The 5,726-nt window shown below is 74.2% G+C and carries 6 protein-coding genes; all 6 read left to right on the plus strand.

Features of this window, described 5'->3' with window-relative positions; translation table 11 throughout:
• Positions 1–1,231: VWA domain-containing protein (locus ACTWQE_RS33405; protein WP_443332848.1), on the plus strand; the 1,231-nt coding region annotated here is incomplete at its 5' end.
• Entirely contained in the window at positions 1,231–1,827 is a 597-nt protein-coding gene (cobO, locus tag ACTWQE_RS33410; RefSeq protein ID WP_443332849.1) for a cob(I)yrinic acid a,c-diamide adenosyltransferase, read from the plus strand. The genes ACTWQE_RS33405 and cobO, both read left to right, overlap by 1 nt.
• Positions 1,827–3,209: a cobyrinate a,c-diamide synthase gene (locus ACTWQE_RS33415; RefSeq protein ID WP_443332852.1), complete on the plus strand. Its 1,383-nt coding sequence runs from the start codon at positions 1,827–1,829 to the stop codon at positions 3,207–3,209. The genes cobO and ACTWQE_RS33415 overlap by 1 nt, the downstream gene beginning before the upstream one ends.
• Positions 3,194–3,940, plus strand: a complete 747-nt coding sequence (gene cobI, locus ACTWQE_RS33420; RefSeq protein ID WP_443332850.1) for a precorrin-2 C(20)-methyltransferase — start codon at positions 3,194–3,196, stop codon at positions 3,938–3,940. Before ACTWQE_RS33415 ends, cobI begins: the two co-directional genes overlap by 16 nt.
• Before the next feature lie 99 nt (positions 3,941–4,039).
• Complete coding sequence (gene cobM / locus ACTWQE_RS33425) at positions 4,040–4,858, plus strand: precorrin-4 C(11)-methyltransferase (protein ID WP_443332851.1); 819 nt, start codon at positions 4,040–4,042, stop codon at positions 4,856–4,858.
• 119 nt (positions 4,859–4,977) lie between these two features.
• A partial coding sequence (gene cbiE / locus ACTWQE_RS33430; protein ID WP_443332853.1) for a precorrin-6y C5,15-methyltransferase (decarboxylating) subunit CbiE occupies positions 4,978–5,726 on the plus strand: 749 nt, incomplete at its 3' end.

The following is a 5,726-nucleotide window of genomic DNA, read 5'->3' on the forward strand; positions in this document are numbered from 1 at the left end:
GGACCGGACGCTGGAGGAGTTCGGCGGCGGGGACGACGAGCCGGATCCGGACGGTCCGGGGGGTGGCGGTCAGCCACCGTCGGACGGGCCGGAGTCGTCCGGGCCGCAGGGTTCCGAGGCTTCCCGGGAGCCGTCGGAGGGTGAGGGGCCCGAGCCCTCCGGGCCCGAGGCAGAGAACTCATCGGATGCGCCGTCGGGCGCGGAGCCGCCGTCCGAGCCGGCGTCGGAGTCGCCGTCCGAGTCGCGTTCCGAGTCCCCGTCGCAGGAGGACGGCGGGCCCGGTGGCTCCGGCGGTGAGCAGGGGGCCGTCGGCGCGGCGGAGCCGTTCCGGACGAAGATGCTGAGCGTGCCGGGGCTGGGCGAGGGCGCGGCCGGCCGGCGCTCGCGCGCCCGTACGGCGCATGGGCGCACCACGGGGGCGCGACGGCCCCAGGGTGCGCTGACCAAGCTGCACTTGGCGGCCACGGTGCAGGCGGCCGCTCCGTACCAGCACGCGCGCGGGCGCCGCGGGCCCGGGCTGGTCGTGCGACGGGACGATCTGCGGCAGGCCGTGCGCGAAGGGCGGGAGGGCAACCTCGTGCTGTTCGTGGTGGACGCCTCCGGCTCGATGGCGGCACGGCAGCGGATGGGCGCGGTCAAGGGCGCGGTGCTGTCCCTGCTGCTGGACGCGTATCAGCGCCGGGACAAGGTCGGGCTGGTGACGTTCCGGGGAACGGACGCCGAGCTGGCGCTGCCGCCGACCTCGTCCGTGGAGGCGGGCGCGGCACGGCTGGAGTCCCTGCCGACCGGCGGGCGTACGCCCCTGGCGGCGGGGTTGCTGAAGGCTCATGAGGCTCTGCGGGTGGAGCGGCTGCGGGATCCGTCGCGCCGCCCCCTGCTGGTCGTGGTGACGGACGGCCGGGCCACGGCGTCCCGTGCCGGGCGCCGCGCGGCACCCGGGGCCGGCGCTGCCGGAAGGGCCGGCGCCGGCGGTGCCGCAGGTGGTGCCGGCGCGGGGCAGCAGGGCGAGCCGGTGGCTCTGGCCTCCCGCGCCGCCCGGCTGCTGGCCTCGGAGGGTACGGCCTCGGTGGTCGTGGACTGCGAGTCCGGCCCGGTGCGGCTGGGGCTGGCGGGAGCGCTGGCCCGCGATCTGGGCGGAACGGCCGTGACGTTGGACGAGCTGCGGGCGGAGAGCATGGCCGCCCTCGTCCGGGATGTACAGGGAACGCCGGGAACACGGAGGGCCGCGTAATGCCACAGGGTAAGCCGAGTGCCGTACCGGACGACGGGCTGACGACACGCCAGCGCCGGAACCGGCCGCTGGTCGTCGTGCACACGGGCGTCGGCAAGGGGAAGTCCACGGCGGCCTTCGGGCTGGCGTTGCGGGCATGGAACCAAAGCTGGCCGGTCGGTGTATTCCAGTTTGTAAAGTCCGCGAAGTGGCGGGTCGGCGAGGAGCGCGCACTGCGCGTCCTCGGTGACTCGGGCGAAGGGGGGACCGTCGCATGGCACAAGATGGGCGAGGGCTGGTCGTGGGTCCAGCGCGACATCGAGTCGAGCGAGGAGGCCGCGAGGGAGGGCTGGGAGCAGGTCAAGCGCGATCTGGCGGCGGAGACATACCGGCTGTACGTACTGGACGAGTTCGCGTATCCGATGCACTGGGGCTGGGTGGACACCGACGAGGTGGTGTCGGTGCTGCGGGACCGCCCGGGCACTCAGCACATCGTCATCACGGGGCGTAACGCTCCCGAGCAGCTGGTCGAGGCAGCCGATCTGGTCACCGACATGTCCAAGGTCAAGCACCCCATGGATGCCGGGCAGAAGGGCCAGAAGGGCATCGAGTGGTGATGCCCTCCGCCGCCTCGTCCGTCCCCCGGCTGGTCATCGCCGCACCGGCTTCCGGCAGCGGCAAGACGACCGTGGCGACGGGTCTGATGGCGGCCTTTGCGGAGCGCGGCCTCGCCGTGTCCTCGCACAAGGTCGGGCCGGACTACATCGACCCGGGCTACCACGCGCTCGCCACGGGACGGCCGGGCCGCAACCTGGACGCGTATCTGTGCGGGCCGGAGCGGATCGCGCCGCTCTTCCTGCACGGTACCGCGGGTGCGGAACTCGCCGTGATCGAGGGCGTGATGGGCCTGTACGACGGGGCCGCCGGGCAGGGGGAGCTGGCGTCGACCGCCCATGTCGCCAAGCTGCTGCGTGCGCCGGTGGTGCTGGTGGTCGACGCGTCCTCCCAGTCCCGGTCGGTGGCAGCGCTGGTGCACGGCTTCGTCTCCTGGGATCCGGAGGTGCGCCTCGGCGGGGTGATCCTCAACAAGGTGGGCTCGGACCGGCACGAACAGCTGTTGCGGGAGGCGCTGGACGCCTCGGGGGTCCCGGTGCTGGGTGTCCTGCGGCGGACGGACGAGATCGGCACTCCGTCCCGGCATCTGGGCCTGGTCCCGGTCGCCGAACGGCGCGGCGAAGCCGTGGAGGCGGTGGGAGCCATGGCGGCGCGGATCCGGCAGGGATGCGAGCTCGATGCCCTGCTCGCGCTGGCCCGTACCGCTCCCGCGCTGTCCGTCCCGCCATGGGATCCCGCGGAGGGCGTCCTGGAGACGGGACGGCTGCCGGAGAGGCCGGTGGTCGCCGTCGCGGGCGGGTCCGCGTTCACCTTCTCCTATGCGGAGCACAGGGAGCTGCTGGCCGCCGCGGGGGCCGAGGTGGTCACCGTCGATCCCCTGCGGGAGGAGCGACTCCCCGAGGGGACAGCCGGGTTGGTGATCGGCGGTGGCTTCCCGGAGGTGTACGCGCCGGAGTTGTCGGCGAACGAGCCGCTGCGCAAGGCCGTGGCGGAGCTGGCCGCGTCGGGGGCGCCCGTGGCGGCGGAGTGTGCCGGGCTGCTGTATCTGGCCCGGTCGCTGGACGGCAGCCCGATGTGCGGGGTGCTGGACGCCGAGGCACGGATGTCTCAGCGGCTCACCCTCGGCTACCGCGAGCTGGTGGCGGTGTCGGACAGCGTGCTGGCGCCTGCCGGGACCCGGCTGCGCGGGCATGAGTTCCACCGCACGGTGCTCGATCCGGGCGCCGGGCCGGCGGCCGCGTGGGGGCTCGCGCACCCGGAGCGTCGTCTCGAAGGATTTGTCCACGGGGGTGTGCACGCCTCGTATGTCCATGTGCACTGGGCCGGCACGCCGGGCATGGCCCGAAGGTTCGTAGAGAGGTGTGCGAGATGTCCCGTCCTGTAGAAGGGCCCCGGCTGATCGGGGTCGGTGTGGGCCCCGGCGATCCGGAGCTGGTGACCGTCAAGGGTGTGAACGCCCTGCGGGAGGCCGACGCCATCGTCGTCCCCGTCATGGAGGACGGGGGCACGGGCCGCGCCGAGGCGACCGTGCTGCACTATGCCGATCCGGCGAAGGTGGTCCGGGTCGTGTTCGCACTGAACGAGCGCAGCGACCGGGCCCGTCGCGAGGCCGCGTGGGACGCGGCGGGCGACCGGGTGGCGGGACTGCTGCGGGCGCACGGCACGGTGGCCTTCGCCACCATCGGCGACCCCAACGTCTACTCGACCTTCACCTATCTCGCCCAGACGGTGGGCGATCTGGTGCCGGGGCTGGCCGTCGAGACCGTGCCCGGCATCACGGCGATGCAGGATCTCGCCGCGCGGAGCGGGGCGGTGCTGACCGAGGGCACCGAACCGCTGACGCTCGTCCCGGTGACCGCGGGGTCCGCTGTGCTCAAGGACGCGCTGGAGGGGCCGGGGACAGTCGTGGCATACAAGTTCGGGCGGCTGGCGGCCGAGGTGGCGTCCGCGCTGCGTGCCACGGGCCGTACGGACGGCGCCGTCTGGGGTTCGGCTCTGGGGCTCCCCGGGGAGTCGATACGTCCCGCCGCGGAGCTGGATGCGGCGCCGCTCCCCTATCTCTCCACCCTGATCGCCCCCGCGAGGCGGGACAGCGGGCGCGGCGGAAAGCTCTGAGATCCCCGCCGGCGGCCGCGAGACCCGAGGCTCCGGCGTGCCGCCGCCCCTCCCCCGTCGTTCCACCCCTGTGTTCCTGTACTTGAGAGGACTCCATCCATGGCCGCTGAGACCACCGGCAAGGTGACCTTCGTCGGCGCCGGTCCGGGCGCCGCCGACCTGCTGACCTTCCGCGCGGCTCGTGCCATCGCGGAGGCGGATGTCGTGATCTGGGCGGCCAGCCTGGTGCAGGAGGAGGTGCTGGAGCACGCCCGCGACGACGCGGAGATCCTGGACTCGGCGACCATGTCCCTGGAGGACGTCCTCGTCGTCTATGAGCGGGCCGTACGGCACGGGCTCCGGGTGGCACGGGTCCACTCCGGCGACCCCGCCCTGTGGGGCGGCACGCAGGAGCAGCTGGACCGCTGTGTGGAGCTGGGTCTGGAGGTCGAGATCGTTCCCGGGGTGTCGGCGTTCTCCGCCGTCGCGGCCATAGCCCAGCGGGAACTGACCATTCCCGAGGTCGCCCAGTCGGTGATCCTCACCCGCCTCGGTGGGGGCAAGACACCGATGCCGCCCGGCGAGGAGGTGCGCGAGTTCGCCCGGCACGGCACGACGATGGCGCTCTTCCTGTCGGCCGCCCGTTCGGGTCAGCTCGCCGAGGAACTGCTGGAGGGCGGCTACCCGGCCGACACCCCCGTGGTGATCGCCTACCAGGCCACCTGGCCGGAGGAGTTGGTGCGGCGTTGCACCATCGGCACCCTGGAGGCCACCGTCAAGGAGCACAAGCTCTGGAAGCACACGCTGTTCCTGGTGGGCCCGGCGCTGTCCGCCTCGGGCACCCGCTCGCATCTCTACCACCCGGGGCACTTCCATGGCTTCCGCCGGGCCGACCCGGCTTCCCGCCGGGCGCTGCGCGAGCAGGGGGCACAGCCGTGACGGGCCGACCGGGGCCCGGGGGCCGGGAGCTGGACTCCCGGACGGAGCACGACGGGGACTCCGGCGAGGCGTCCGGCCGGGGCTCCGGCAGGAAGCTCGGGGAGTCGGGCGTAGCAGTCATGAGCGCGGCGCGGCGGAAGGCCGCCCCGGTGGGACCGGCCATCACGGTCATCGGCACCGGCACGGGCGCCGCTCTCTCCCCGCAGGCATACGAGGCTCTCGCCGGGGCGGAGCTCGTCGTCGGCGCGCGCCGCCATCTGGAGGCGGCCGAACTGCCTCCCCATGTCTCCCGGGTGGTCCTGGGCCCGCTGGCGCCGGCTCTCGATCTGATCGAGGAGCGCTTCTCTCCCCCCGCCGAGCCGCCCGGCACCGTACCGGGCGAGCGCGAGGCGTGCGGCGGGGCCGGGGATGCGCACGACGAGGCCAGCGCGCCCCGTGTGGTGGTCCTGGCCTCCGGGGACCCGGGATTCTTCGGAATCGTCCGGGCGTTGGCGGGACGGTTCGGGGCCGGGGCGCTGGAGGTGCATCCGACCGCGCCGTCCGTCGCCGTCGCCTTCGCCCGGGCCGGGCTGCCGTGGGACGACGCCGTCGTCGTGAGCGCCCACGGCCGCGACCTCCGCACCGCGGTGCATGTGTGCCGCGCACACCCCAAGGCCGCCGTGCTGACCGGCCCCGGGGCGGGACCGGGCGAACTCGGCGCCGCGCTGGTGCAGGCCGGGGCCGAGCGCACGCTGGTCGTCGCCTCGGCGCTGGGCGTGCCCGGCGAGGAGAGCGTCGAGCGGCTCTCCCCCGCCGACGCCGCCGCCCGCGACTGGCCGGGCGCGGTCGGCGTCGTGCTCTGCCTGGACGAGAGCAGGGCGCTCTCGCC

This window comes from Streptomyces sp. 8N706, assembly GCF_052245415.1.
Taxonomy (GTDB): domain Bacteria; phylum Actinomycetota; class Actinomycetes; order Streptomycetales; family Streptomycetaceae; genus Streptomyces.